27 protein-coding genes are annotated in these 26,183 nt (G+C 68.5%); 2 read left to right on the top strand and 25 right to left on the bottom strand.

Annotated features, from left to right (window positions below; translation table 11 throughout):
* Positions 1–22 precede the first annotated feature (22 nt).
* The 17 genes from ACG00Y_RS25265 to ACG00Y_RS25185 all read right to left on the bottom strand — a co-directional run bounded on the left by ACG00Y_RS25265 (position 23) and on the right by ACG00Y_RS25185 (position 17,017).
* The gene (locus ACG00Y_RS25265; RefSeq protein ID WP_394483771.1) at positions 23–205 is read right to left on the bottom strand and encodes a DUF2065 domain-containing protein; all 183 of its coding nucleotides are present in this window, start codon (positions 203–205) and stop codon (positions 23–25) included.
* Positions 202–1,086 (bottom strand): protease modulator HflC, encoded by an 885-nt coding sequence (gene hflC / locus ACG00Y_RS25260; protein WP_394483769.1) that lies wholly within the window; start codon positions 1,084–1,086, stop codon positions 202–204. The genes ACG00Y_RS25265 and hflC overlap by 4 nt, the downstream gene beginning before the upstream one ends.
* A gap of 15 nt (positions 1,087–1,101) precedes the next feature.
* Positions 1,102–2,298, bottom strand: coding sequence for an FtsH protease activity modulator HflK (gene hflK / locus ACG00Y_RS25255; protein WP_394483767.1), 1,197 nt, complete (start codon positions 2,296–2,298; stop codon positions 1,102–1,104).
* A 47-nt stretch (positions 2,299–2,345) separates the two neighbouring features.
* On the bottom strand, positions 2,346–3,602 hold the full coding sequence (gene hflX, locus ACG00Y_RS25250; protein ID WP_394483765.1) for a GTPase HflX: 1,257 nt from the start codon (positions 3,600–3,602) through the stop codon (positions 2,346–2,348).
* Positions 3,603–3,613: 11 nt separating this feature from the next.
* Positions 3,614–3,856, bottom strand: a complete 243-nt coding sequence (gene hfq / locus ACG00Y_RS25245; RefSeq protein WP_056198163.1) for an RNA chaperone Hfq — start codon at positions 3,854–3,856, stop codon at positions 3,614–3,616.
* 81 nt (positions 3,857–3,937) lie between these two features.
* Positions 3,938–5,275, bottom strand: coding sequence for a ribosome biogenesis GTPase Der (der, locus tag ACG00Y_RS25240; RefSeq protein ID WP_394483763.1), 1,338 nt, complete (start codon positions 5,273–5,275; stop codon positions 3,938–3,940).
* Complete coding sequence (bamB, locus tag ACG00Y_RS25235; RefSeq protein WP_394483761.1) at positions 5,272–6,417, bottom strand: outer membrane protein assembly factor BamB; 1,146 nt, start codon at positions 6,415–6,417, stop codon at positions 5,272–5,274. The genes der and bamB overlap by 4 nt, the downstream gene beginning before the upstream one ends.
* Positions 6,414–7,082: a YfgM family protein gene (locus tag ACG00Y_RS25230; RefSeq protein WP_394483759.1), complete on the bottom strand. Its 669-nt coding sequence runs from the start codon at positions 7,080–7,082 to the stop codon at positions 6,414–6,416. The genes bamB and ACG00Y_RS25230 overlap by 4 nt, the downstream gene beginning before the upstream one ends.
* A 36-nt stretch (positions 7,083–7,118) precedes the next feature.
* On the bottom strand, positions 7,119–8,426 hold the full coding sequence (gene hisS, locus ACG00Y_RS25225; protein ID WP_394483757.1) for a histidine--tRNA ligase: 1,308 nt from the start codon (positions 8,424–8,426) through the stop codon (positions 7,119–7,121).
* Positions 8,423–9,685 carry a flavodoxin-dependent (E)-4-hydroxy-3-methylbut-2-enyl-diphosphate synthase gene (gene ispG, locus ACG00Y_RS25220; protein ID WP_394483755.1) on the bottom strand — a complete coding sequence of 421 codons (1,263 nt, stop codon included), beginning with the start codon at positions 9,683–9,685 and terminating at the stop codon, positions 8,423–8,425. The genes hisS and ispG overlap by 4 nt, the downstream gene beginning before the upstream one ends.
* On the bottom strand, positions 9,685–10,569 hold the full coding sequence (locus tag ACG00Y_RS25215) for a helix-turn-helix domain-containing protein (RefSeq protein ID WP_394483753.1): 885 nt from the start codon (positions 10,567–10,569) through the stop codon (positions 9,685–9,687). The genes ispG and ACG00Y_RS25215 overlap by 1 nt, the downstream gene beginning before the upstream one ends.
* Positions 10,570–10,600: 31 nt before the next feature.
* The gene (gene pilW, locus ACG00Y_RS25210; RefSeq protein WP_394483751.1) at positions 10,601–11,386 is read right to left on the bottom strand and encodes a type IV pilus biogenesis/stability protein PilW; all 786 of its coding nucleotides are present in this window, start codon (positions 11,384–11,386) and stop codon (positions 10,601–10,603) included.
* Between the two features lie 19 nt (positions 11,387–11,405).
* Positions 11,406–12,515: a dual-specificity RNA methyltransferase RlmN gene (gene rlmN / locus ACG00Y_RS25205; protein WP_394483749.1), complete on the bottom strand. Its 1,110-nt coding sequence runs from the start codon at positions 12,513–12,515 to the stop codon at positions 11,406–11,408.
* Positions 12,516–12,554: 39 nt separating this feature from the next.
* On the bottom strand, positions 12,555–12,983 hold the full coding sequence (ndk, locus tag ACG00Y_RS25200; RefSeq protein WP_394483748.1) for a nucleoside-diphosphate kinase: 429 nt from the start codon (positions 12,981–12,983) through the stop codon (positions 12,555–12,557).
* 84 nt (positions 12,984–13,067) lie between these two features.
* Positions 13,068–15,077 (bottom strand): pseudouridine synthase, encoded by a 2,010-nt coding sequence (locus ACG00Y_RS25195; RefSeq protein ID WP_394483746.1) that lies wholly within the window; start codon positions 15,075–15,077, stop codon positions 13,068–13,070.
* Positions 15,074–15,775 (bottom strand): SMC-Scp complex subunit ScpB, encoded by a 702-nt coding sequence (gene scpB / locus ACG00Y_RS25190; protein ID WP_394483744.1) that lies wholly within the window; start codon positions 15,773–15,775, stop codon positions 15,074–15,076. The genes ACG00Y_RS25195 and scpB overlap by 4 nt, the downstream gene beginning before the upstream one ends.
* A gap of 249 nt (positions 15,776–16,024) precedes the next feature.
* Positions 16,025–17,017: an RluA family pseudouridine synthase gene (locus ACG00Y_RS25185; RefSeq protein ID WP_394483742.1), complete on the bottom strand. Its 993-nt coding sequence runs from the start codon at positions 17,015–17,017 to the stop codon at positions 16,025–16,027.
* A 60-nt stretch (positions 17,018–17,077) separates the two neighbouring features.
* On the opposite strand from ACG00Y_RS25185, the gene ACG00Y_RS25180 reads away from it, so the two are divergent.
* Positions 17,078–17,893, top strand: a complete 816-nt coding sequence (locus ACG00Y_RS25180; protein WP_394483739.1) for an outer membrane protein assembly factor BamD — start codon at positions 17,078–17,080, stop codon at positions 17,891–17,893.
* Between the two features lie 35 nt (positions 17,894–17,928).
* Here the strand turns inward: ACG00Y_RS25180 and ACG00Y_RS25175 are convergent, their stop codons facing one another.
* Both ACG00Y_RS25175 and ACG00Y_RS25170 read right to left on the bottom strand, forming a co-directional pair.
* Positions 17,929–19,944 (bottom strand): DNA repair helicase YoaA, encoded by a 2,016-nt coding sequence (locus ACG00Y_RS25175; RefSeq protein WP_394483861.1) that lies wholly within the window; start codon positions 19,942–19,944, stop codon positions 17,929–17,931.
* A 28-nt stretch (positions 19,945–19,972) separates the two neighbouring features.
* A complete protein-coding gene (locus ACG00Y_RS25170) occupies positions 19,973–20,176 on the bottom strand; it encodes a YdcH family protein (protein ID WP_394483737.1) in 204 nt (67 codons plus the stop codon).
* A gap of 63 nt (positions 20,177–20,239) precedes the next feature.
* Between ACG00Y_RS25170 and ACG00Y_RS25165 the strand changes: the two genes are divergently transcribed.
* Complete coding sequence (locus ACG00Y_RS25165) at positions 20,240–21,010, top strand: PP2C family protein-serine/threonine phosphatase (protein ID WP_394483735.1); 771 nt, start codon at positions 20,240–20,242, stop codon at positions 21,008–21,010.
* Here ACG00Y_RS25165 and ACG00Y_RS25160 read toward each other — a convergent pair whose 3' ends face one another.
* From ACG00Y_RS25160 to odhB, 6 genes are read right to left on the bottom strand one after another with little or no spacing between them, the layout of a single operon-like run.
* Positions 21,011–21,598 carry a hypothetical protein gene (locus ACG00Y_RS25160; protein WP_394483733.1) on the bottom strand — a complete coding sequence of 196 codons (588 nt, stop codon included), beginning with the start codon at positions 21,596–21,598 and terminating at the stop codon, positions 21,011–21,013.
* Complete coding sequence (gene zapE / locus ACG00Y_RS25155; protein WP_394483731.1) at positions 21,598–22,698, bottom strand: cell division protein ZapE; 1,101 nt, start codon at positions 22,696–22,698, stop codon at positions 21,598–21,600. Before zapE ends, ACG00Y_RS25160 begins: the two co-directional genes overlap by 1 nt.
* 52 nt (positions 22,699–22,750) lie before the next feature.
* Positions 22,751–24,172, bottom strand: a complete 1,422-nt coding sequence (gene lpdA / locus ACG00Y_RS25150) for a dihydrolipoyl dehydrogenase (protein WP_394483729.1) — start codon at positions 24,170–24,172, stop codon at positions 22,751–22,753.
* 4 nt (positions 24,173–24,176) lie between these two features.
* Positions 24,177–24,356, bottom strand: coding sequence for a hypothetical protein (locus ACG00Y_RS25145; protein ID WP_394483727.1), 180 nt, complete (start codon positions 24,354–24,356; stop codon positions 24,177–24,179).
* On the bottom strand, positions 24,353–24,856 hold the full coding sequence (locus ACG00Y_RS25140; RefSeq protein ID WP_394483725.1) for an ATPase: 504 nt from the start codon (positions 24,854–24,856) through the stop codon (positions 24,353–24,355). Before ACG00Y_RS25140 ends, ACG00Y_RS25145 begins: the two co-directional genes overlap by 4 nt.
* Positions 24,857–24,878: 22 nt before the next feature.
* A complete protein-coding gene (odhB, locus tag ACG00Y_RS25135) occupies positions 24,879–26,117 on the bottom strand; it encodes a 2-oxoglutarate dehydrogenase complex dihydrolipoyllysine-residue succinyltransferase (RefSeq protein ID WP_394483723.1) in 1,239 nt (412 codons plus the stop codon).
* Positions 26,118–26,183: the final 66 nt, after the last annotated feature.

The following is a 26,183-nucleotide window of genomic DNA, read 5'->3' as shown; positions in this document are numbered from 1 at the left end:
CCTCCCGGCCCCGGCCTTCAGATCAGTACAACCAGAGCAGCCCGAACAGCCCCATCACGATGCTGGCCAGGCCGATGAAACGGATCTGGCCGTCGCTCATCGCCTGGATGCGGCTGAAGACCTCGCGCCAGCGTCCCGGGCTGAGGAAGGGCAGCAGCCCTTCAAAGACCAGCAGCAGCGCGCAGGCCGTCAGCAGTTCGTTCACTTGCCAGCAGAAGCACCCGAACTCCCGCGCATGGCCTTGAAGAAGTCGCTGCTCGGGTCGAGCACCATCACGTCGCTCTTGTTGCGGAAGCTCGCGCGATAGGCCTCCAGCGAACGGTAGAACTGGGCGAAGTTGGGGTCGCGGCCGAAGGCTTCGGCATACAGCGCCGTCGCCTTCGCATCGCCTTCGCCCATGACCTTCTGGGCATCGCGGTAGGCCTCGGCGACGATGATTTCGCGCTGGCGGTCGGCGTCGGCCTTGATCTTCTCGCCCTCGGCGGTACCGGTCGAACGGGCCTCGGCGGCGACACGCTTGCGCTCCGAATCCATGCGGCGGTAGACCGACTCGGTGATGCCCGAGGCAAAGTCCACGCGCTTGATGCGCACATCGACGATCTCGATGCCGAACTGCTTGGCCTCATCGGCCAGGCGCGCGCGCACATCGTTCATGACCTTCTCGCGCTCGGTGGCCAGCACGCCAAGCACGGTGCGCTTGGTGACCTCTTCGTTGAAGGCCGCCTGCACAACCGGCGACAAGCGGTTCTCGACATTGCGGATGTCAGCACCGTTGTTGCGGATGAACTGGCGCGGCTCGGTGATGCGCCACTTGATGAGCCAGTCGATGACCAGGCTCTTCTTCTCGGCCGTGAAGATGGGGCGCGACTCGGGGCTGTCCAGCGTCTGCACGCGGCGGTCCAGCAGCACGACGTTCTGGAACGGCGGCGGCAGCTTGAACTTCAGGCCCGGCTCGGTGACGACCTCCTTGATCTCACCCAGTGCGTAGACGGCAGCGAACTGGCGCTGGTCAACGACGAAGAGCATGGAGGACAGCAGCATCAACGCGACGAGAAGTCCGGCGACGATGGCGGCAATACGGTTCATGGAAGGCATCCTCGATCAGCGGCCGTCGCGGCTGCGCTGGTTGTCACGGCTGCGCAGGTCGGCGGCATTGGGCACGGCCTGCGGCTCGGGCAGCGTCGTCGGCTGGGGCTGGGAGACGGTCACGGTGCCGCTGGAGCCCTGCTGCAGCAGCTTGTCCAGCGGCAGATAGAGCATGTTGGAACCGGTGCGGCTGTCGACCATGACCTTGCTGACGTTGCTGTAGACCTGCTTCATCGTGTCGGTGTAGAGCCGGTCGCGCGTGACCTGCGGCGCCTTCTGGTACTCGGCCAGCACGCTCTTGAAGCGCGAGGCATCGCCCTCTGCCGTCGCGATGACGCGGGCCTTGTAGCCCTCGGCCTGCTCGAACAGCTTGGCCGCATCACCCTGGGCGCTGGGGATCACCTGGTTGGCATAGGCCTGCGCCTCGTTCTTGATCTGCTCGCGGTTCTGGCCGGCCTTGAAGGCGTCTTCGAACGCGGCCTGCACCTGCTCGGGCGGCTGCACGCTCTGCACGTTGACGTTCTTGACCTGGATGCCGGCCTTGAGACGATCCATCTGCGCCTGGATGGACTTCACGAGGTCGGCGGCGATGGCGTCGCGCTGCTCGTAGAGCACCGAGTCCATCGTGCTCTTGCCGACGATCTCGCGCACGGCCGACTCGGCGGCCAGCAGCACGGCCTGTTCGGGGTCGCGGTTCTCGAACAGGAAATCGCGCAGGTCACGGATCGTGAACTGCACCGTGAAGCGGATGTCGACGATGTTCTCGTCCTGCGTCAGCATGGACGAATCGCGCAGACCCGTGGCCGAGACCACCGAGTTGCGGCCCACCTCGACCTGGCGCAGCTGCGACACCGGCTGCACTTCATGCGCCTGGAAGGGATAGGGCAGCCGCCACTGGAAGCCAGCCTCGACCGTCTTGCTGTACTTGCCGAAGGACGTCACGACGCCCTGCTGGCCTTCCTGCACGATGAAGAAGCCACTGGCCAGCCAGCCCAGCACGACGACGCCGGCAATCAGGCCCAAGCCGATGCCCGCGCCCTTCATGTCCGGCGGACCGCTCGGGGTCCCGGGATTGGAAGGCCCACCCGGCTTGCCGCCGAACATGCCCGACAGCTTGCGGTTGAAGTCGCGCCAGAGCTCGTCGAGGTCGGGCGGGCCGTCGTTGCGACCGTTGTTCAGCAGCCGGCCGGCGGCTCTTGCGATGGGCGTCATCAGACGCTGTACCCAAGGGCTGCGGGGCGGGATGTGGGAAGTGCTGCTCATGCCTGGGAGGGGTCTTCTGAGGAAGAGGGCTCGTCGAAGTCGAACGACTGTGACGAGTCAGCGTCGAAACGTGGGTCCCGTTCGGCGGGAATCAAGGGCTGGGCCAGCATGGCCGTCGCAATCAGCTGCCGCAGCTCGGCCAGGCCGCTGCCGGCGAGCGAACTGACGAAGACGCGCGGTGTCGGATCGGTGCCGCCCGCAGCGCGCAGCACGGCATCGACGATCTCGCGCGGGCGCTGGTCGTCGGCCAGCAGGTCCTGCTTGTTGTAGACCAGGATCTGCGGCACGTCCGCCGCGCCGATCTCGGCCAGCACGCGCTCGACCTCGGTGATCTGCTCCTCCAGCGCGGGGCTGGACGCATCGACGACGTGCAGCAGCAGGTCGGCATCGGCCGCCTCCTGCAGCGTCGCGCGGAAGGCCTCGACGAGCTTGTGCGGCAGGTCGCGGATGAAGCCGACCGTGTCGGACAGCGAGACGCTGGCGCCGGCCTGCTCCAGGTAGAGCGAGCGCGTGGTCGTGTCCAGCGTCGCGAACAACTGGTTGGCGGCATAGGCGCGCGCCTTGGTCAGCGCGTTGAACAGCGTGCTCTTGCCCGCGTTCGTGTAGCCGACCAGCGAGACCTTGAAGACGCCGTTGCGCGAACGCGAGCGGCGCTGCGTGCTGCGCTGCTTCTGCACCTGCTTCAGGCGCTCCTTGGTCTTCTTGATGCGGTCGTCGATCATGCGACGGTCCAGCTCGATCTGCGCCTCGCCAGGGCCGCCGCGCATGCCGATGCCGCCGCTCTGGCGCTCCAGGTGGCTCCAGCGCCGCACCAGGCGCGTGGCCAGGTATTGCAGCCGCGCCAGCTCGACCTGCAGCTTGCCCTCGTGGCTCTGCGCGCGGGCGGCAAAGATCTCGAGGATCAGCGCGGTGCGGTCGGCGACGGGCACGCCGAGCACCTTTTCGAGGTTGCGCTGCTGGGCCGGCGAGATGGCCTGATCGAACAGCACCGTGTGGGCCTGGTGGGCCTGCACGAGCAGCTTGATCTCGTCGGCCTTGCCGGAGCCGACGAACAGCGCCGCGTCGGGTGCCTGGCGGCGGGCGATGACCTTGGCGACGGGCGTATCGCCGGCGGACTCGGCAAGCAGCGCCAGCTCATCGAGGCTTTCGTCAAAGCCCTGCTTGGCGGACTGCCGACCGAAATCGACACCCACAAGAATGGCGCGCGCCGCCTCGGAGGGCGGCGTCGCGGTGTGGTCAGAGGTCGCGGACAAGGGTGCGGTAATCAGGCGTCCGCAGGAGCGTCGCCAGCGTGGAAGTTAACTGCACGGCCCGGCACGACGGTGGAGATCGCGTGCTTGTAGACCATCTGGGTCACGGTGTTGCGAAGCAGCACGACGTACTGGTCAAACGATTCGATGTGGCCTTGGAGCTTGATGCCGTTGACCAGGTAGATCGAGACGGGCACGTGCTCCTTGCGCAGCAGGTTCAAAAAGGGGTCCTGCAAAAGTTGGCCTTTGTTGCTCATCGGTATGCTCCGAGTTATCGGGGGAGTGGGGGACTAGGGGTAAGACCTTAACACAGCGTCTTTGTCCCTCCGGAGGTCAGCCTAGGTCTTTTCGTCGAAGGGATTCTTCGAGGAACGTAGCTCTATCTTCAGGGGCGTGCCGACCAGCTTGTAGTGGGCACGGATGCGGCCTTCGAGGTAGCGCTTGTAGACCTCGGTGACGCCGTCCAGCGCATTGCCGTGGATGACGACGATGGGCGGGTTCTGGCCGCCCTGGTGGGCGTAGCGCAGCTTGGGGCGGGACACGCCCGAGCGCTTGGGCTGCTGGTGCTCCACGGCCTCGGCGACCAGGCGGGTCAGCACCGGCGTCGTCATCTTGCGGTAGGCCGAGGCGTAGGCGTCGGCCAGGGAGTTCCAGACGGCCGACAGGCCTTGCCGCTTCAGCGCCGAGATGTTGTGCATCGGCGCGAACTTCAGGAAGGTCAGGCGCTGCTCGATCTGGCGCGCCAGCGTCTCGCGCTGGTAGCTGTCGACGGCATCCCACTTGTTGACGGCCAGCACGACGGCGCGGCCGCTGTCGAGGATGTAGCCGGCGATGTGGGCGTCCTGGTCGGTCACGCCCTGCGTCGCGTCCAGCAGCAGCAGCACGACGTGGGCGTCTGCGATGGCCTGCAGCGTCTTGACGACCGAGAACTTCTCGATGGCCTCGAAGACCTTGCCCTTGCGGCGCAGGCCGGCCGTGTCGATGAGCTTGAACTTCTGGCCGTTGCGCTCGAAGTCGACCGAGATCGCATCGCGCGTCGTGCCCGGCATGTCGAAGGCGACGAGGCGTTCCTCGCCCAGCCAGGTGTTGATCAACGTGCTCTTGCCGACGTTGGGACGGCCGGCGACGGCGAGGCGGATGACGCCGTCCTGCTGCGGCCCCGCGCCGAACTCTTCGGTCGCATCCTCGAACGGCTCCAGCACCGCGTCCAGCAGGCTGCGGATGCCCTGGCCGTGGGCCGACGAGATCGGGTGCGGCTCGCCCATGCCGAGTTCATGGAACTCGTTCATCAGCGGCGACTCGCTCATGCCCTCGGCCTTGTTGACGGCCAGGTGCACACGCTTGTTGACGCTGCGCAGATAGCGAGCGATGTCGCTGTCATGGGCCGAAAGCCCGAGGCGGATGTCGACGACGAAGATGACCGCGTCGGCCTCGGCGACGGCCTGCTTGGTCTGCTTGGCCATCTCCTTGACGATGCCGGTGCTGCTGTCGGGCTCGAAGCCGCCGGTGTCGATGACGATGAACTCGCGGTCGCCCAGGCGGCCGTCACCGTAGTGGCGGTCGCGCGTCAGGCCAGCGAAGTCCGCCACGATGGCGTCGCGCGACTTCGTCAGGCGGTTGAACAGCGTCGACTTGCCCACGTTGGGGCGGCCGACCAGGGCGATGACAGGTTTCATTCGGCCTTCACGGCGAACAGGCCGCCATTCTTCGTCGCGACCAGGGCGGTGTCGCCCAGCAGCGCAATCGTGGCGGCCGGCGAGCCGTCCGTGGCGATGCGCGACAGCGTCTTGCCGGTGTCGCGGTCCAGCAGGTGCAGCTGGCCTTCGTAGTCGCCCACCAGCACCCGCTTGTTCAGCAGCACGGGCGCGGACAGCTTGCGCAGCTGAAACTGGTCGGCCGACCAGGCCAGGTCGCCGTTGGCCAGCTTCCAGGCCGACAGGCGGTCCGAGGCGTCACCGGCGACGACGACTTGCTCGTCTGCGGCTATGCCGTTGGTGCCGCCGACGACGCGGTTCCACAGCGCGCTGCCGCGCTCGGCGTTCACGCAGCCGACGGCAGACTGGAAGGCGCGCGCGCAGATCACCTCACCCTGGCGCACGGCCGGGCCGACGAGGTCGGCGAGGCGTTCGACCTCATTCGTGCCGCGCGGCGTGGCCACGCTGGCCTCCCAGCGCAACTGGCCCTTCAGCGGGTCGACACCGGCCAGGCGCGCGCCCTGGCCGACGATCAGCGTGTCCTTGTAGGCCATCAGCACGCCAGCCTTGGCCAGCGTCAGCGGCTCGCCCGGGCGGCGCAGCTCCCAGATCTTGCGGCCGTCCAGCGCGTCGAAGGCGATGACCTGACGGTCCAGCGTCAGCGCGAACACGCGCTCGCCGGCCACCAGCGGCGCGGCGATGACGGGCGTAGGCAGCGCCTTCTTCCAGACGACGCGGCCGGCGTCCAGCACGACCAGTTCGTTGTCGCGGTTGACGACGGCGGCGAAGCGGCCGTCGCTGCCGATGCCAGCCGCCAGCTTGGCGCCGGCCGTGCCGCGCCACAGCTCGCGGCCATCGGCGGCGGCCAAGGCGCGCACCGTGCCGTCGGTGCTGGCGACGACGAAGCGGTCGCCCGGCGTGGCGATGCTGAGCGGGAAGGTGACGTCATCGCCCTTGGCGCTCCACACGACGCGGCCGGCGGCCGGGCCAGTGAGCACCTCCAGCACGGCGGGCCTGCTCTTGGCATCGCCGAACCAGTTATTCCACGTCGACGTGACGGTGGAGCAGCCCGACAGCGACGCTGCCGCCAGCGCGATCAGCGTGATCTGAACGAGGCGCTTCATTGCGCGGCTCCGGTGGTTTCGACGACGGTGGGCACGCCCAGCGTGGCCAGCTTGGCTTCGACGATGCGGCGGTAGTCCTGGGTCTTGTCCAGGCCGGCCAGCGCCTTCTGATACTCGGCCTTGGCGGCGTCGCGCTTGTCCTGCAAGAGGAGCGCATCCCCACGGCGGTCGGCCACGAGGGCGGCGAACTCCGGGGATTTGATCGCGTCCAGCGTCTTGGCCGCTTCGTCGTAGGCCTTGGCGTCGAGTTGCAGGCCCGCCAAGCGCAGTCGGGCGAGGTCGCGATAAGGCGGCTCGGAGCCGTGCTCGGCCACCCAGGCCAGGTTTTGCTTGGCCTCGTCGGCCTTGCCCTTGTCGAGCTGCAGCTTGGCGACCTGCAGGCCAGCCTGGGCCGCGAAGCCGGTGCCGGCGAAGCCCGCCCTCAGGTCGGCCGCAGCGGCGGCGGCCTTGTCGGCGTCCTGGGCCGTGAGCGCGCGGTCGAACTCCTCGTACATCGCAGACGCCTTGGCGGCCTGCTCGCGCTGGTGCCAGTTCCAGCCCTGCCAGGCGGCGAAAGCGGCCAGCGCGGCGGTGATCAGCCAGGTGATGAGATTGCCCCAGCGCTTCCAGAAGGCCTTGAGCTGGTCGAGTTGTTCTTGTTCTTCGAGGTCGAGATGCGATGCCATGAGCGGAATACAGCGTGGTACGGGCAGGGCCCGGGATTATGCGGTGCGCAACTCGGCCGCCCAGGCGGCCACGTCGGCGAGGGGGCGGGCGACCTGTTCGGCGCCATCCCGCAGCGATTTGACGGCCACTTCGCCGCGCGCCAGTTCGTCGGTGCCGAACACCAGCGCGTAACGCGCGCCGGAGCCGTCGGCCTTCTTGAACTGCGACTTGAACGAGCCACCGCCGGCGTGCATCTGCACGCTCACACCGGCCGCGCGCAGCGCCTCCAGCGTCGGCAGGATGCGCGGCAGTTCGGCGGGCTCGGGCACGACGGCGTAGACGTCAGGCGCCGTGGCCGGCGACTGCAGGCCCAGCGTCTCCAGCAGCAGCAGCAGCCGCTCCAGGCCCATGCCGAAGCCGACGGCCGGCGTGGGCTTGCCGCCGAGCTGTTCGACCAAGCCGTCGTAGCGGCCGCCGGCGCAGACCGTGCCCTGGGCGCCGAGCTTGTCGGTCACCCACTCGAAGACGGTGAGGTTGTAGTAGTCCAGCCCGCGCACGAGGCGGGGGTTGATGCGATAGGCCAGGCCCACCGAATCCAGCAGCGCCCGAACGCCGTTGAAGTGCGCGAGCGATTCGGGCCCAAGGTAGTCCAGCAGCTTGGGCGCGCCCTCGGCCATGGCCTGCATGGCGGGGTTCTTGGTGTCCAGCACGCGCAGCGGGTTGGCGTACATGCGGCGCTTCGCCTCCTCATCCAGCACGTCCTGGTGCTGTTCGAGATAGGCAATGAGCGCCTCGCGGTGGGCGCGGCGCTCATCGGGCTGACCCAGGCAGTTGATCTCCAGCGTGACGTCCACGCCTTCCTTCAGCCCCAGTTCGCGCCACAGCGTGCGCGCCAGCAGGATGACCTCGGCATCCACGTCCGGGCCGACGAAGCCCAGGGCCTCGATGCCCATCTGGTGGAACTGGCGGTAGCGGCCCTTCTGCGGCTTCTCGCGGCGGAACATCGGGCCGACGTAGTAGAGCCGGCGCGGGCTGTCGCGCAGATAGCTGTGCTCGATCATGGCGCGCACGACGCCGGCCGTGCCCTCGGGGCGCAGCGCGAGGTGCTCGGCCTGGCCGTGCTTGTCGGCGCGGTCCTCGAAGGCGTACATCTCCTTCTCGACGATGTCGGTCACCTCGCCGATGCCGCGCACGAACAGCGCCGTCGGCTCGACGATCGGCACGCGCACGTTGCTGTAGCCGTAGCGCTGCAGCACGCCGCGCATCGTCGCTTCCAGAGACTCCCAGCGCGCCGACTCCGGCGGCAGGATGTCGTTCATGCCCTTCACCGCCTGCAGCGGCTGGACCTTCTTGTTGTCACTCATGCGGTAGCGGTCGCGCCGAAGCGCTTCTCGATGTAGTTCTCGACCAGCGCGTGGAACTCGTTGGCGATGTTGTCGCCGCGCAGCGTCAGCGCCTTCTGGCCGTCGATGAAGACGGGCGCCGCCGGCGCCTCGCCGGTGCCGGGCAGGCTGATGCCGATGTCGGCATGCTTGCTCTCGCCGGGGCCGTTGACGATGCAGCCCATGACGGCCACCTTCATCTCCTCGACGCCGGGGTACTTGTTGCGCCAGACCGGCATCTGCAGGCGCAGGAAGTCGTCGATCTGCTTGGCCAGTTCCTGGAAGGTGGTGCTGGTCGTGCGGCCGCAACCGGGGCAGGCGGTCACGCTGGGGTTGAAGTGGCGCAGGCCCAGCGCCTGCAAGATCTCCAGCGCGACGACCACCTCCTGCGTGCGCGACTCGCCCGGCTGCGGCGTGAGGCTGACGCGGATGGTGTCGCCGATGCCTTCCTGCGCCAGGATGCCTAACGCGACGCTTGAGGCCACCGTGCCCTTGGTGCCCATGCCGGCTTCGGTCAGGCCCAGGTGCAGCGCGTAGTCGCAGCGGCGGGCCAGTTCGCGGTAGACCGAGATCAGGTCCTGCACGCCGCTGACCTTGCAGCTGATGATGATGTTGTCGGGGTTGAGCCCCAGCTCGGCGGCGTAGGCGGCCGAGGTCAGCGCGGACTCGACCAGCGCCTGGTACATGACCGGCTTGGCATCCCACGGCTGGGCGCGGCGGGCGTTCTCGTCCATGAACTGCGCGAGCAGCTCCTGGTCCAGGCTGCCCCAGTTGACGCCGATGCGCACGACCTTGTCATACTTCGCCGCGGCCTCGACCATCATGGCGAACTGACGGTCCTTCTTGTCGCCCTTGCCGACGTTGCCGGGGTTGATGCGGTACTTGGACAGCGCCTGTGCCATCGCCGGGTACTCGGTCAGCAGGCGGTGGCCGTTGTAGTGGAAGTCGCCCACCAGCGGCACGTCGATGCCCATGCGGTCGAGCTGCTCACGGATGTAGGGCACCTGCTCGGCGGCCTCGGGCGTATTGACGGTGATGCGCACCATCTCAGAGCCGGCAATCGCCAGCTCCTTGACCTGGATGGCCGTGCCGATAGCGTCCACCGTGTCGGTGTTGGTCATGGACTGCACGCGCACCGGCGCGTCGCCGCCGACGGTGACGACACGGCTGCCCCAAACGACGCGCGCCTGGCGGCTGCGGCGCGGTGCCGGCATGGCTTCGGGAATGATCAGTTCGCTCATCACTTCAACTCCAGACGGGCGATGTTGTTGCTGGCGCGGGCGGCCAGGTCGACGGCGCTGCCACGCCATTCGATGCCGGTGCCGCTGACGTTGCCGACGCGGACCTTGTAGGGCGGCGCGCCGCTGAACTCCTGCTGCTCGCCCTGGCGCAGCACGCGCGACAGCAAGACCTGACCCTGGGCATCCGTGACCTCGACCCAACTCTCGGTGCGGGCCGTCACGCGCAGCACGGCGCCACCGGCCGGAACCGGCGCAGCGGCGCGCTCCGGCAGCGGCGACGACGCCGGGGTGGTCGGTGCGGAGGCGGGCAGCGCGGCAGGCAGGGAAGCCACCGGCTCTGGCACGGCGGCCGGCGCGGGCACGAATTCCATGGCCGGCGCGCTCGCTCCGGAGGCCACAGCAGAGGCCGGCGGGAAGGCGGCCACCGGCGCGCCCGACGTGTCGCGCTCGGGCAGCCAGCTGGCCGGCACCCAGAAGACGGCCGCCGCCGCGATCAGCAGCAGCGCCAGCCCCCAGACGATCGGGCGCTTCAACAAGGCCAGCACGCCGTCGTCCAGGGCGCTGCCGCCGCCGCGCTCGCGGAAGGGCTGGTTCAGGCCCGGGCGCACGTCGAAGCCGTGCTCGTTGCTGCGCGGCAGCAGGCCCAGCACGGGAGCAGGGTCGACCTTCAGCGCGCGGCAGACGGCGGTCGCCAGCGCCCGGGCGAATGTCGCGTCGGGCAGCAAATCGAAGCGGTCGGCCTCCAGGGCCTCCAGCTTGGCCTGGGGCACCTTGAGCATGACGGCCAGTGCCGCGATGTGCAGGCCACGCTGCTGGCGGGCATTTTTCAGCCAGGCGCCGGCGGTGGTGGGTTGGCTGTCACGCCCCTCGGAGATGGGTTGCATCGTGTTGTTGTTGTGCTTGCCGCGCAGCGGCTTATTCGTCGTAGCGGCCGGCGTCCAGCGCCTGCGTCTCGGGCGACTGGGGATACTTGCGGCGCATCTGCAGGGCCAGGTCCTCGACGATGCCGGTGCGCCCCAGCCGGCGCTCGATGCGCAGCTGCAGCCACAGGCTCTGCGCATTGACCTGCTCGGGCTGGTCGTTGACGCGCTTCACGTAGAAGCGCGCCCGCTCCAGCTCGCCGTTGCGGAACAGCACCTCGGACAGGTTGACCGCGATGACCGGGCTGCCCGGGTCCAGCTCGAAGGCGCGCTGCAGCGTCTTCTCGGCCACCAGCATCCGGCCCGCGCGGGCCTCGCAGACGCCCTTGGCCAGCATGGTGCGGGACGGTGCGCGGTAGGTGGACTGGGCCAGCGCCTGGTCGAACAGCGAATCAGCCGTCGGCCAGCGTCGCTGCTGGCACATGAACCAGCCATAGTTGTGCAGCGTGTCGGGGTCGTTGGGATAGACCGCCAGCGCGCGCCGGAAGCTTTCCTCGGCGAGCTGGTGCTCGCCCATGGACGCGTAGATGAGGCCGCGCAGATTGACGGCCTCGCGCATGTCGGGCTTGATCTGCAGCGCCATCTTGAGCTCGTCCAGCGCCGTCGGGAACTGGCCGCGCGAGAAATAGCCCTGGGCCAGCTCCAGCCGGATCGCCGCGCGGCGGTCGCCTTCCGTCTGGTCGGAGTCGGTCTTGATCTCGCGGTCGGCCGCCGGCGCGGTGCCGGTGTTGGCGCAGGCGGCGAGCAAGGCGCAGAACAGGACAGTCAGCAATCGCTTCATCGGGTGCTCGGCAGTTTCATCACGAGGATTTGGCCACCGACACGGGGGCCCTGACCATGCGGATATGCGCGCGGGTGCGGTCCTGCACTTCACCGGCCAACTGGCCGCAGGCGGCGTCGATGTCGTCGCCGCGCGTCTTGCGCACCGTCGTGACGATGCCGGCCTGGACCAGCACCTCGGCAAACGCCTTCACGCGTGCATCCGTGCTGCGCGTCAGGCCCGAGGCCGGGAAGGGGTTGAACGGGATCAGGTTGATCTTGCAGCTAACCCTGTTCTTCACCAGCTTGACCAGTTCGCGCGCCTGCTCGGGCGAGTCGTTCACCTCCTGCAGCATGCAGTACTCGAAGGTGATGAAGTCGCGCGGCGCCTTCTCCAGGTAGCGGTTGCAGGCGTCCAGCAGCTCGGCGATGGGGTACTTCTTGTTCAGCGGCACGAGTTGGTCGCGCAGCGGGTCGGTCGGTGCGTGCAGGCTGACGGCCAGGGCCACGGGGCAGTCCTCGCGCAGCCGGTCGATCATGGGCACGACGCCGGAGGTCGACACCGTCACGCGGCGGCGGCTCAGGCCATAGCCGTGGTCGTCCAGCATGGTCTTCAGCGACGGTACGAGCTGGTCGTAGTTCTGCAGCGGCTCGCCCATGCCCATCATGACGACGTTGGAGATGACACGCTCCGTCGAATTGAGGCGTTTGCGCAGGTTGTGCTCGGCGAACCAGAGCTGGGCCGTGATCTCGGCGGTGCTGAGGTTGCGACTGAAGCCCTGGTGGCCCGTCGAGCAGAAGCGGCAGCCCACCGCACAGCCGGCCTGACTGGAGATGCACAGCGTGCCTCTGTCGTCCTCGGGGATGAACACGGCCTCGACCGCATCGCCATTGCCGACATCGAACAGCCACTTGATCGTGCCGTCTGCCGAGACATGCTCGGAGATCACCGGCAAGGCGCTGATCTGTGCACGACCCTTGAGCTTGTCGCGCAAGGACTTGGCGAGGTCAGACATCTGCTCGAAGTCCGACGCGCCCTTCTGGTGGACCCAGCGGAACAGCTGGGTCGCACGGAACTTCTTTTCGCCCAGTTGCTCGCAGTAGGCGGCAAGGCCTTGCAGATCGAAACCGAGAAGGTTGACCGCGTCCATACGAACTTCCTGGGCCGGGGTCACCGACCCCGTTGGGGGTTACTTGGCAGCGTAGACGTTCATGCCCGGGAAGAAGAACGCCACTTCGACGGCGGCCGTCTCGGCAGCGTCGGAGCCGTGCACGGCGTTGGCGTCGATGCTGTCGGCAAAGTCGGCGCGGATGGTGCCCTTCTCGGCCTTCTTCGGATCGGTCGCGCCCATCAGGTCACGGTTCTTCAGGATGGCGCCTTCGCCTTGCAGCGCCTGGATCATCACCGGGCCGCTGATCATGAAGTTCACCAGGTCGTTGAAGAACGGGCGAGCCTTGTGCACGGCGTAGAAGGCCTCGGCATCGGCGCGCGACAGCTGGACCAGCTTGGCCGCGACGATCTTCAGGCCGGCGCCTTCGAAACGGGCGTAGATCTGGCCGATGACGTTCTTCGCCACGGCATCGGGCTTGATGATGGACAGGGTGGTTTCGATCGCCATGGAGTTCTCCTGAAGGGCTGTATTGGACAAAGCCTGCGATTGTAGCGGGCAGGGATGACCCTAGTCAGGGTCACCCAAGCCGCGTCAGCGACGACCGCCGTAGCCGCCGCCGGAACGGCCACCACCGCCGCCGCCCTTGCCGCCGCGACCACCGCCGCCGCCACCGCGACGCAGGAAGGCATCGCCACCGATATAGCCCACGGCAGTCTGCAGGGGATCGGGCTCGCGCGGGCCGTTGCCCTTGTTGCCGGCACCTCTGCCGGGCTGCTTGTCCTGCTGGCTGCCGCCGGCCCCGAAGCCCTGCGGGAAGCCGCGCTTGCTGGTGGCCTGGCGCCGATCGAAGGTCTGCTCCAACGGATTGATGTGCGGCGGAATGAAGCCGTCGTCCTCGTCGTCATCACGGCGCGGTGCGCGTTCCTCGCGCAGCGGGCGCGCCTGCTGCTGCGGCGCCTCCGGCGGGCGGCTGGGGCGCGGGCCGCCACTGCCGCTGTGGCGCTCGTCGTTGCGGCGCTTGTTGCGGTCGTTCTTGTTGCCCTGCTGCTGTTGCGGCTGGGGCCTGCCCTGCTGCCCACCTTGGCCCGGGTTAGGCCGCTGGCCTGGGTTAAAACCTTCCGCTTGCTGGCCCTGCCCGCTGTTGGACGTGTGGCCGGCCAGGCGGCGAATGACGCGCACGTCGTCGTCGCCCAGCTCCACCCAGACGCCGCGCTTCAGGCCGCGCGGCAGCACGACGGTGCCGTAGCGGATGCGGATCAGGCGGCTCACCACCATGCCGACCGCCTCGAAGAGCTTGCGCACCTCGCGGTTACGACCTTCGGTGATGACAACGCGATACCAGCGGTTGGCGCCTTCGCCGCCGCCGTCCTCGATGCTCTTGAAGGACGCCACCTGCCCTTCGACATTGACGCCTTCCAGCAGCCTGGCGCGCTGCTCGTCGCTCAGCGCGCCCAGCACGCGGGCCGCGTACTCGCGCTCGACGCCGAAGCGCGGGTGCATCAGCTGGTTGGCCAGTTCGCCGGAGTTGGTAAACAGCAGCAGGCCTTCGGTGTTGATGTCCAGGCGGCCGACGGACTGCCACTTCTGGCCTTGCACGCGCGGCAGCGAGCGGAACACCGTCGGGCGGCCTTCCGGGTCGTTGAAGGTCGAGACCTCGCCGGTGGGCTTGTGATACGCCAGGATGCGCGGGTTGGGCGGCGAGATGCGCACGCGCACATCCTTGCCGTTGACGCGCACGCGGTCGCCGAACGAGATGCGCTGGCCGACATGGGCGACCTCACCGTTCACCTCGATCTTGCCCTCGGCGATCCACTCCTCGATGTCGCGGCGCGAGCCGATGCCGGACTGGGCCAGCACCTTCTGCAGCTTGGGCGCGTCGACGTCGGCGGCCAGCACGCGCTTGGTCTCGCCTTCAGCGACCTCTTCGCCGTCGCCGTCGCCAGCCGACTCGGGCCGCAGCGTCGGCGGCTCGCCGGCCGGGCCTTCGGATTCCGCATCCAGGTTGCCCGACAGCACATCGGCGAAGCGCGCCCCCGCAGCTTCCACCAGCGCCGGTGTGGACACCGGGCCGCCGGGCAGATCGCCCGCACCATCGGCGCCGGCCGTGGCCACCGCCGGGCGATCAGCGCGATCCTTGCGGTTGCGGCGCCGATTGCGGCTGCGGCCACCACGCTCGCCGTCGTCACCCTCTCCGCCTTCGCCCTCCTCGCCTTCGTCCGCAGTGCCGCTCGCTGGTGCCGCCTCGGCCGGCGCCGGTTCGGCCAGCGTGAAGATCGGCAACTGCGCCGGCGCCTCCGCCACGACTGCTGGTGCGGCCTCGTCGGCCACGGCCGCCGTCTTGCGCGGTGCGCGCTTGCGGGCCGGTGCCGGCGCTTCCTCGGCAGGCGCTGCTTCGGGCGCTGCGGCAGCTTCTTCCACCACGACCTCGACCTTGCGGCGCGTGCGCTTCACCGGCACGGCGGCTTCGACCGGCTCGGGCGCCGCCTCAGGCGCAGCGTCGGCAGCGGCCTTGGCCGTCGTGCGGCGCCGCTTGGGCGCGGCGGGCGCCTCGGCATCGGCGGCGGGAGGCAGGGGCTTGTCTTGGTCGGCGGCGTCGTTCATGCGGATTGGGGCTGAGGTTGCGGGGGCGGAAGGTTGGGTTCGGAAGGATCGGAATCAGGGAGTGCAGGCGTGCCATCGGCGCCAAACAGGCTCTGCGACAGCGCAGGGGCCTCCGGCGTTTCGACGGGCGCCTCGTCGGCATCGGCCAGCAACTGGCCCTGCAGCGCCTCGAAGGCGGGCGCCTCGCCACCGGCTTCCAGCGCCGGCAGTTGTTCAAGGCTGGCCAGGCCCAGGTCGTCGAGGAAGGCCTTGGTCGTCGCGTACAGCGCCGGGCGACCGGGCGTCTCGCGGTGACCGATGGCCTCGATCCAGCCGCGGTCTTCGAGCTGCTTGACGATCTGCGTCGCGACGACGACACCACGGATGTCCTCGATGTCGCCACGCGTGACCGGCTGGCGGTAGGCAATGATGGCCAGCGTCTCCAGCACGGCGCGTGAGTAGCGCGGCGGCTTCTCGGGGTGCAGCCGGTCGAGGTATTCGCGCAGCTCAGGGCGGCTCTGGAAGCGCCAGCCCGAGGCAAGCGCCACCAGCTCGACGCCCTTGCCTTCCCAGTCGCGGGAAAGTTCGTCGAGCAGGCTGCGCACGCTGTCGGCACCGAGTTCGTCGGCGAACAGGCTGCGCATCTCGCGCAGCGTCAGCGGTTGCGAGGCACAGATCAGCGCGGTCTCAAGGACGCGCTTGGCATCCGGGGTGTTCATGAACGCAAATGCGCCCTCATCAAGCCAGGTCTGGCAATCCGTCCGGGGGTCTGGGCGCTCACAGCGTTCCTCAGACGAAACGGACGGGGTCTGTCCGGGCGCCACCGTGGGACTCAACAGCCTTCCAGCGGGACGCGATCGGGGTGGTTGACCGGCGGGCGGATGGACTGCTTACCGCGCGGGTCGCGCCCGTCTTGTCACTTCGGGGCGCGCTGGCTGCCACAACAACCGGGTTGCATTGTAGCCATGTCAATCGGGCAGGCTGGCGGCGCCGATTTGAGCCCAGGCTGCGGCCAGGTCCGCAGGCAGCGGCGCGGTCAGCGCCAGCGCTGCACCGGTGACCGGATGGGTGAAGGTCAGCCGCGCCGCATGCAAGGCCTGGCGCGCCAGGCCCAGGGCGGCCAGGCCGCCGTAGAGCGTGTCCGCCACCAGCGGGTGGCCGCGGTGCATCAGGTGCACGCGGATCTGGTGCGTGCGACCACTGTGCAGCACGCAGTGCACGGCGCTGACGGGCCGGATCTGCACGCCGACATCGACCTCGCCCACACCGAGTGGGAAGACGTCTGTGCGCGCCGGCTTGCCCATGTTGGCCGGCGCCACGGCCATCTTCACGCGCGACACCGGGTCGCGCCGCAGCGGCAGCTCGACGACGAAGGCCTCGTCGGCGCGGCCCCAGGCCAGTGCCAGGTACTCGCGGTGCACCTCGCGGGCGGCGATCTGGCGGCTCAGCGCCGTGACGGCCTCCAGCGTCTTGCCGACGATCATCAGACCACTGGTGTCCTTGTCCAGCCGGTGCACGATGCCGGCGCGCGGCAGCGTGGCGGCAGCGGCGTGGTGGGCCAGCAGGCCGTTCATCAGCGTGCCCGACCAGTTGCCCGCCGCCGGGTGCACGACTAAGCCGGCCGGCTTGTTGACGACCAGCAGGTGCTCGTCCTCGTAGACGAAGTCCAGCGCCATCGCCTCGGCGCGGAAGGCGCGGCTTTCGTCGGTGGGCTGCAGCTCGATCTCGATGCGCTGGCCGGCACGCAGCCGGTGCGCGGGCTTGGTGACGGGCTTGCCGTCCGCCAGCACGCAGCCGCGTTCGATCAGCGCTTGCAGGTGATTGCGCGAGAACTCCGGCGCTTGCGTCGTCAGCCAGCGGTCCAGGCGCTCGCCATGGCCGGCCGCGTCGACATCGGCCACGCGCCTTTCCACATCGCCGCTGTCCTCGGCGTCCTGCTCGAAATCGTCTTGACCCCCCACCCTATACTCCGCGTCCATTGTTCAGTGTGACCGGCCGGCAGCTAAGCCCCGACTTCAGACATGTTTGTTGAGAAATTCAAGGCCGGCCGCATCGCCGCCGGCGCTGTCCTGATGGCGGTCATGCTGGCCATGACCGGCTGCGGCTCCACCGCCAAGGACGACCCGAACTCCCAGGCCGCGCTCGACAAATTGTATGCAGACGCCAAGGACGACCTGAACTCGGGCAGCTACGACCGCGCCATCAAGACGCTGGAGCGGATCGAAGGCCGCGCCGCCGGCACGACGATGGGCCAGCAGGCCACGTTGGACCTGGCCTGGGCCTACTACAAGACGGCCGAGCGCGCGCAGGCGGTGTCGACGCTGGATCGCTTCATCAAGCTCAACCCGTCCAGCCCGGCCATGGACTACGCCCTCTACATGAAGGGCATCGTCAACTTCAACGAGGACCTGGGCCTGTTCGGCCGCCTGGCCAACCAGGATGTGTCCGAGCGCGATCAGCAGGCCTCGCGCGAGGCGCTGCTGGCCTTCCGCCAGCTGGTGGAGCAGTTCCCCGAGTCGCGCTACGCGGCCGATGCGACGACGCGCGCCAACTTCATCTCCAACACGCTGGCCGCCTACGAGGTGCACGTGGCGCGCTACTACTTCAACCGCAAGGCCTATGTGGCGGCGGCCAACCGCGCGCAGTCGGCGGTGGCCGAGTTCCAGTACGCGCCGGGCATCGAGGAAGCGCTGTTCATCATGAGCGAGAGCTACGACAAGCTGGGCCTGACCCAGCTGCGCGACGACGCCCGCCGCGTGCTGGACAAGAACTTCCCGCAGAGCATTTACGGCAGCAACAGCACCCAGCGCAACAAGCCCTGGTGGAAGATTTGGTGAGCGCGAAGCGCCGCTGAACTGGATTGAACGGGCCGTCAGGCCCGTTCTGCATTGAGGAGCTGAAGCCAGGCCAGCGCCTCCGCCTCATTGGCCACCGCGGTCATCGGCGGCAGTGCGGCGCGCAGGCGGCGACCGTAGTTCATGCCCGCCATGCGCGGGTCGCACACCACCAGCAGGCCGCGGTCGGTCTCGGTGCGGATGAGGCGGCCGGCGCCCTGCTTCAACGCGATGGCCGCCTCGGCGACGAAGTACTCCGAGAAAGCGTTGCGGCCTTCGGCCTCCAGCCGCTGCACGCGCGCCTCCACGAGCGGGTCGTTGGGCGGCGGGAAGGGCAGCTTGTCGATGACGACGCATTGCAGCGCGTCGCCGGGCACGTCGATGCCCTCCCAGAAACTGGCGGACCCGACCAGCACCGAAGCCGGGTTGTCGATGAAGCGCTGCAACAGCATCCGCTTCGGCAGCGCGCCCTGCTGCAGCACGGCAATCGCATCACCGCCCTCCTCGAAGCGCTCGCGCAGCGCGTCCGCCACCGTCTGCAGGTTGCGCAGCGTCGTGGTCAGCACAAAGGTGCGGCCGCCCAGCGCCCGCGCCAGCCGCGAGGCCAGCAGCGCGACGCTGGGCGGGTGCGTCGGCTCGCTGGGCTTGGGGAAGCCGCGCGGCACGTACAGGCGCGCGTTGGCGGGGTAGTCGAAGGGGCTGCCGACGCGCAGCACCTCAGCGCCGCTCAGGCCGGCGGGTTCGGTGAACCAGGTCAGGCCGTCATCGTCGCCCAGCGTGGCAGACGTGAACACCCAGGCCTTGGGCGGACCTTCGAGCTGTGCCTGCATGGCCTCGCGGATGTCCAGCGGCGACTCGACGAGGCGGGCCGCATGCGGGCTGATGTCGATCCAGCGGACATCGCCCGGGTCGGGGTCGGTGGCGAAGCGCTTGGCCAGATCGCGCAACTCCTGGGCGCGTTCGCACAGGCGGGCGAAGTCGGGGGCGGCCTCGCGCACGGCGGTCAGCGCTTCCAGCGCCTGCGCGCAAGCCGTCTCCACGCCCACCAGCGCCGCGCCAAAGGCCGGCTGCGTGGCACGTTCCTTCCAGCCCAGCTTGAGCGTGCCGCGCAGCTCGCGGCCGGCCGTGGCGAGCGGACCGGCGGCCGCCAGGCGCAGTTCGCGTGCTGCCTTCTCGACGGCCGCATGCAGGGCCTGCCAGTCGTGCACACCCCGCGCATGCGCCAGGCCCTGGGCCAGCATGTCGCGAGCGAAGTCGATCAGCGCCGCCGTGCCCAGCAGCGTGCCGAGGAACTGCACACCGGCCTCCGCCAATTGGTGGGCCTCGTCGAAGACGGCGATCTCGACGCTGGGCAGCAGCTCGGCCACGCCCGTGTCGCGCAGCGTCATGTCGGCGAAGAACAGGTGGTGGTTGACGACGACGATGTCGGCCTCCATCGCCTCGCGCCGCGCCTTCACCACGTAGCAGGCCTTCCAGTCCGGGCACTCCTGGCCCAGGCAGTTCTCGCGGCTGGAGCTGACGATGGGAATGATGGGCGAGCGCTCGTCCAGGCCGTCGATCTCGGCGAAATCGCCAGTCGTCGTGCCCAGCGCCCAGCGCTCGATGCGGGCCAGCGACAGCGCCGTGCGCCGGTCCGGGAACTCGCCGGACACACGCGCCTCCTTCATGCGGTGCAGGCACAGGTAACTGCTGCGCCCCTTCAGCAAGGCCAGGCGCACCGGCATGTTCAGCGCCTTGGTCAGCCTGGGCAGGTCGCGCAGGAAGAGCTGGTCCTGCAGGCTCTTGGTCGCCGTGCTGATGAGGGCGCGGCTGCCGGCCAGCAGCGTGGGCACGAGGTAGGCGAAGGTCTTGCCGACGCCGGTGCCGGCCTCGACCACCAGCGCGTGGCGGCGTGCCAGCGCGCGGGCCACGGCGCGGCTCATCTGCAGTTGCTGCTCACGCGGCTTGTAACCCTTGTCCAGGCGCGCCAGCGGGCCGTCGACATCGAAAGCGGCCAGCACGGCCTGTTCGAGTTCGTCGGCGGCGGGCGGGGCGGGAGGGGTGGCCCCGTCCATCGCGTCCAGCCAGTCGTCAAGCTCCTGGTCAGGCAAGGTCATCGGGCTCGGTCGAGGCTTCCAGCTTGGCGATCAGGTCGCGCAGCGCCAGCCTGCGCTTCTTCAAACGCTGCAAGGCCAGTTCGTCCAGCGGCGGCTGTTCGACCAGACGGTCGATCATCGCGTTGAGGTCGCCATGCTCCATGCGCAACTCGATCAGCCGCCGCGTCAACGAGTGAAGTTGTTCATCCATTCCGGGGGGTTGCAAGGGAAGGTCGCGACGGGTGAAAGCGAACGGGCCAGTATAGTTTTCGGCATGGCCTCCTCCTCCGCCGTCGGTTTCCGACTCAACGCCGCCACCGGCACCCATCGCGGGGATCGCGCCTATCAGCAGGACCAGGTGGCCGTCATCGCCCACCCGCGCATCGAGGGCTGCGTAATGGGCATCGTGGCCGACGGCATGGGTGGCAAGAGCGGCGGCCGCAAGGCGGCGGACCAGGTCATCCTGACGGCGCAGCAGCTGTTCGAGCGCTATTCGCCCGATGACGAGTCGCCCGCCGAGCTGCTCGGCCAGATCACGTCCGAGGCGCACCTGATGATCAAGCTGACGGCCATCTCCGCCGAAGAGGAGCCGCACAGCACCATCGCCGGTTTCGTCGTCACCAGCGACCGCTGCGTGCACTGGATTCACTCCGGTGACTCGCGCCTGTACTGGTTTCGCGGCGCGCGGCTGGTCAAGCGTTCCATGGACCATTCCTACGTGCAGCGCCTCGTCGACGAAGGCCAGCTGACCGAGGCCGAGGCCAGCTCGCATCCGCAGAGCAACCTGCTAACGGCCTGCCTGGGCACGGTGCAGGACCCGACCTCGACGTCGGAGCGCCTGGAGGGCCTGGAGGTGGGCGACACGTTGATGTGCTGCAGCGACGGCCTGTGGCACTACTTCACCGCCCAGGAACTGGGCAGCGTGCTCTACAGCCTGCCGCCGCGCGAGGCGGCCGAGCTGCTGGTCAGCAAGGCGCGTCAGCGCGCCCGCGGCGGCGGCGACAACCTGTCGCTGGCCATCGTCAAGGTCGAAAACCTGGACTGACTATTTCGATGCGGCCGAGGCACCCGGCAAGGGCAGCGGCGCGGCACGCGGCTTGGTGCGCGCTTTCTCACGCGCTTGCCGCTCGGCCAGGCGTTCGCGCATTTGCTGCTGCCGCTGCTGCGTGAGTTCGCGGCGCTGCGCGGCCACCCGCTCGGCCTGTGCGGCGGCCTGGCGGCCCTCGCGCTCCACCGCTTCGGCGCTGCGCGCCTTCACGGGGTGAGAAGCTGGCTGTGACGGCGGTGCCGGCGGCGGTGCGGTCAGCAGGCGCTCGCGGCGGCGGCCCTCTTCCTGCACAGCGGCCTGCTCGCGCTCCTTCACGCGCTGCGCCTGGGCGGCAGCACGGGCGCGGCGCTCCTCGGCGTCCAGCTCGTGCTCATACCGGATCAACGGCGCCAGCGCATCCCGGCGACGCTTGCGCAAGTCCTCCAGGCAGGGGCTGACGGCGAAACGCTGCTCGCACTCGGCCTCCTCGCGGGCAAAGCGCTGCTCGACGGCGGCGCGCTGCGTGGCGACTTCGGCGCGTGTGGCGGGCTGGCTCAGCGGAGCGGAAGCAGCCGCAGCGGCCAGCAGGATCAGCAGCGTGGTCATCAGGTCAAGGAGGTGTCGACATCGCGCCGGGCCAGCGCAAGGTACTCCGCCGAGCGCATCTCCTGCAAGCGCGACACGGTGCGCGGGAACTCGTGGGCCAGCGGCCCTTCCGTGTAGAGCTGGTCGGCCGGCACGGCGGCCGAGATGATGAGCTTGACGCGGCGGTCGTACAGCACGTCCACCAGCCAGGTGAAGCGCCGCGCCTCGCTGGCCAGGCGCACCGGCATCTCCGGCACGTCGGACAGGATGACGGTGTGGAACTGGCTGGCCAGCTCCAGGTAGTCGTTCTGCGAACGCGGCCCACCGCAGAGCGTCTGGAAGTCGAACCAGACGACGCCGCCGGCGCGCCGCCGCGCGTAGAGGGCGCGGTGCTCGATCATCAGCTTGTTGTCTTCGTCCTGCGCCTCGGCGAGGGCCTCGAAGGCCTGGGTGAGCGCGGTTTCGTTCGCGTCGTTGATCGGCGTCAGGTAGAGGTTCATGTCCTCCAGCGTGCGCTGCCGGTAGTCCGTGCCGGCGTCGACGTTGATGACCTCCAGCTGCGCCTTCAACAGCTCAATGGCCGGCAGGATGCGGTCGCGATGCAGGCCGTTGGGATACAGCTCGTCCGGGTGAAAGTTGGACGTCGTGACGATGGACACGCGGTTGCGGAACAGCGCGACCAGCAGGCGATGCAGGATCATCGCGTCGGTCACGTCGGCGACGTGGAACTCGTCGAAGCAGATGAGGCGAAAGCGCCGCCCGATGCGTTTGCCAAGTTCATCCAGCGGGTCGGCGATGCCCTTCAACTCCTGCAGTTCCCGGTGCACCTCGCGCATGAACTCGTGGAAGTGCAGCCGCGTCTTGCGCTGCAAGGGCACGGCCTGGAAGAAGCAGTCCATCAGGAAGCTCTTGCCCCGCCCCACGCCGCCGTACATGTAGACGCCGCGCGGGATGGGCGGGCGCACCAGCAGCTTGGTCACCGCGTTGGCGCGGCGGGCCTTGTAGCTGGCCCACTCGTCCTGGCAGCGCTGCAGCGCTGAAATGGCGCGCAGCTGCGCGGCGTCGGCCTTGAAGCCGCGCTCGGTGAGGGTCTGCTGGTAGAGATCAGTGACGCTGGTCATCTAAGAAAAAGGGGCGACTGGATGGCCGCCCCTTGTTGCTCGCGTTGCCCGATCAGAAGTTCAGCGTGCGCTTGTCGACGGCCAGCGCCGCTTCCTTGGTCGCTTCGCTCAAGCTGGGGTGGGCGTGGCAGATGCGCGCGATGTCCTCGGCCGAGGCCTTGAACTCCATCGCCACGACGGCCTCGGAGATCAGCTCCGAGGCGAACGGGCCGATGATGTGCACGCCCAGGATCTCGTCGGTGGTGGCGTGGGCCAGGAACTTGACGAAGCCGGTCGTGTCGCCCAGCGCGCGGGCGCGACCGTTGGCCAGGAAGGGGAACTGGCCCGCCTTGTAGGCCACGCCTTCGGCCTTCAACTGCTGCTCGGTCTTGCCAACCCAGGCGATCTCGGGGCTGGTGTAGATGACCCAAGGGATGGTGTTGAAGTTCACGTGCCCGTGCTGGCCGGCCATGCGCTCGGCCACCGCCACGCCCTCTTCCTCGGCCTTGTGCGCGAGCATGGGGCCACGCACCACGTCGCCGATGGCCCAGACGCCCGGCAGGTTGGTCTTGCAGTCATCGTCGACGACGATGGCACCACGCTCGTCCAGCTTGAGGCCGACCGCATCGGCACCCAGGCCGATGGTGTTGGGCACGCGGCCGATGGAGACGATGAGCTTGTCGACGTCGAGCGTCTTGGCCTCGCCCTTGGCATCGGTGTAGGCGACGCTGACGCCCTTCTTCGAGGTCTTCACCTCGCCGACCTTCACGCCGAGCTGGATGTCCAGGCCCTGCTTCTTGAAGACCTTGGCGGCTTCCTTGGCGACGCTCTCGTCCACCGCGCCGAGAAAGGCCGGCAGGCCTTCCAGCACGGTGACTTCCGCGCCCAGGCGGCGCCAGACCGAGCCCATCTCCAGGCCGATGACGCCGGCGCCGATCAGGCCCAGCTTCTTGGGTGTCGCGCCGACGCGCAAGGCGCCGTCGTTGGACAGGATGTGCTCTTCGTCGAACGGCACGCCGGGCAGCGCGCGGGCGTTGGAACCGGTAGCAATGACGACCTGCTTGGCGGCGATGGTTTCCTCGCCGGCCTTGAGCTCATAACCGCCATCCTTGGCGGCAACGAACGAACCGCGACCGTGGAAGAACGTGACCTTGTTCTTCTTGAACAGGTAGACGATGCCGTCGTTGTTCTGCTTCACGACCTGGTCCTTGCGGGCCAGCATCTTGGCGACGTCGATCTTGACGTTGTCGGCCGTGATGCCGTGGTCGGCGAAGTGGTGGTTCAGCTGCTCGTAGTGCTCGCTGGACTGCAGCAGCGCCTTGGACGGGATGCAGCCAACGTTGGTGCAGGTGCCGCCGAGGGCGGGGCCGCCCTTGTCGTTCTTCCACTCGTCGATGCAGGCCACGTTCATGCCCAGTTGGGCCGCGCGGATGGCCGCGATGTAGCCGCCGGGGCCGCCGCCGATGACGACGACGTCGAATTGCTTGGTGGTCATGGAATCAATTCACTTTCAGTTTGACGAGTTGGCCGTCCTGCTGGACGACCAAATAGGTGTTGGTCTGCCGGGCGATGTCATGCGCGCGCTGGCGTGCCCGCTCGAACGCGGCGGCTGCGTTGCGGAAGTCGGGAGACTTGGCTGTGGACAGTGGCGGCGGCGCGGTCGGCCTGGTGGTTTTCATGAGTCGCTCCAGTCAAGTACATCGAAGAACGCGCTGGATGCGTCAATCAGCATCCACGCATCGACCAACGGTTTGTACACATGTTCCAAATTGTCCAAGCCTGCCTGGAAGCGACGCTCGATGACATCTGCAGGAACGTGATGCCCACCTTGCCGCACGCGCTGAGCCACCCGCTCGATGGCGTACTGGGCATTCGGCAGCCGCAGAAAGAACAGCTCGATACGGTAACCCGCCTGCTTCCAACGTTGAATGGACCTCGCGTAAGCGCGCCCACTCAGCGTGGTCTCGAATGCAAAGCTTTCGCCGCGCTTCGCATGCCGCTCGATCTCCGCCAGCATGAGGCGCCCCGCCGCGAGCGCCGCCGTTTCTGGCGCGAACGGTGCCAGGCCAGCAGCGATCAGGTCAGCATTGATGTAGACCGGGCACTGCGCCTCCTGCGGCAGGAACTCCCTCGCGAACGTCGTCTTGCCGGCCCCGTTGGGCCCGGCAAGGATGATCACGCGAGGGGCCAAGGACATCGCGTCAGATGTCGAACAGCAGACGCGCCGGGTCTTCCAGCGCTTCCTTCATCGTCACCAGACCCAGCACGGCTTCTCGGCCGTCGATGATGCGGTGGTCGTAGGACATGGCGAGGTAGTTGATCGGGCGCACGACGACCTGGCCGTTCTCGACGACCGCACGGTCCTTGGTCGCGTGCACGCCCAGGATGGCCGACTGCGGCGGGTTGATGATGGGCGTGGACAGCATGGAGCCGAAGGTGCCGCCGTTGGAGATGGAGAAGGTGCCGCCGGTCAGCTCGTCGATGGACAGCTTGCCGTCCTTGGCCTTCTGGCCGAACTCGGCGATCTTCTTCTCGATGTCGGCAAAGCTCATCTGGTCGACGTTGCGCAGCACCGGCACGACCAGGCCGCGCGGCGAGCCGACGGCGATGCCGATGTCGAAGTAGCCGTGGTAGACGATGTCGTTGCCGTCCACCGACGCGTTGATGATCGGATACTTCTTCAGCGCCGCGACGGCCGCCTTGACGAAGAAGCTCATGAAGCCGAGCTTGACGCCGTGCTCCTTCTCGAACTTCTCCTGGAACTTCTTGCGCATCTCCATGACCGGGGCCATGTTGACTTCGTTGAAGGTGGTCAGGATGGCGTTGGTGGACTGCGACTGCACCAGGCGCTCGGCGATGCGGGCGCGCAGGCGGGTCATGGGCACGCGCTGCTCGGGGCGGTCGCCCAGATTGGCCTGCGCCGGGGCGGCCACGGCGGGCAGCAGCTTGGCGGCAGGGGCGGCCACGGAGACCGGGGCCGCGACTGCTGGCTTGGCGGCGGCGCCCAGGGCGTCGCCCTTGGTGACGCGGCCGTCCTTGCCGGAGCCGGCGACGTCAGTCGCAGCCAGGCCCTTCTCGGCCAGGATCTTGGCGGCGGCGGGCATGGCCACATCGCCCTTGTTGGCGGCAGCGGCCGGGGCTGCTGCGGCCACGGGTGCAGCTGCGGGGGCTACGGCAGGCGCAGCAGCGCCGGCCTTGCCTTCGGTGTCGATCTTGGCCAGCAGCTGCTGGCTGGTGACGGTGCTGCCGTCAGCCACGAGGACTTCGCCCAGCACGCCGGAGGCGGGTGCCGGGACTTCCAGCACCACCTTGTCGGTCTCGATCTCGACGAGGGTCTCGTCGACAGTGACGGCTTCGCCGGGCTTCTTCTTCCAGGTCAGCAGCGTGCCCTCGGAAACGGATTCGGAGAACTGGGGAACTTGAACGTCAACGATGGCCATGGTGTGAGGCTCCGTGTCTTTTATTGGGTGTGATGTGCGCAGGCGCGAGCGAGCGCAGCGCCATCG

This window comes from Pelomonas parva, assembly GCF_043555835.1.
GTDB lineage: Bacteria > Pseudomonadota > Gammaproteobacteria > Burkholderiales > Burkholderiaceae_C > Pelomonas > Pelomonas parva.
Note: the sequence above shows the minus strand (reverse complement) of the source record. Positions and strands in the feature narration are given on the sequence as shown.